This is a genomic window from Enterobacter sp. 22452 (assembly GCF_052045065.1).
In the GTDB taxonomy this organism is placed as follows: Bacteria; Pseudomonadota; Gammaproteobacteria; order Enterobacterales; family Enterobacteriaceae; genus Enterobacter; species Enterobacter mori.
In genome coordinates, this window is record NZ_JBQEOB010000033.1 from 1 (window position 1) to 312 (window position 312).

Annotated in this window: 1 rRNA gene; it reads left to right on the forward strand. The window is 42.6% G+C overall.

The features are described from left to right. Positions 1 to 63 (forward strand): 16S ribosomal RNA (locus ACTJJA_RS23955); the annotation flags it as partial. Between the last annotated feature and the right edge of the window lie 249 nt (positions 64 to 312).

The following is a 312-nucleotide window of genomic DNA, read 5'->3' on the forward strand; positions in this document are numbered from 1 at the left end:
ATGACTGGGGTGAAGTCGTAACAAGGTAACCGTAGGGGAACCTGCGGTTGGATCACCTCCTTACCTTAAAGAACCTGCCTTTGTAGTGCTCACACAGATTGTCTGATGAATGATGAACTTCTGAATGTACTTTTGAGTGCATTAAGAAGTTTTGCTCTTTAAAAATCTGGATCAAGCTGAAAATTGAAACGACACACAGTTAATGTGTGTTCGAGTCTCTCAAATTTTCGCAATTTGATGATGAATCGAAAGAAACATCTTCGGGTTGTGAGGTTAAGCGACTAAGCGTACACGGTGGATGCCCTGGCAGTC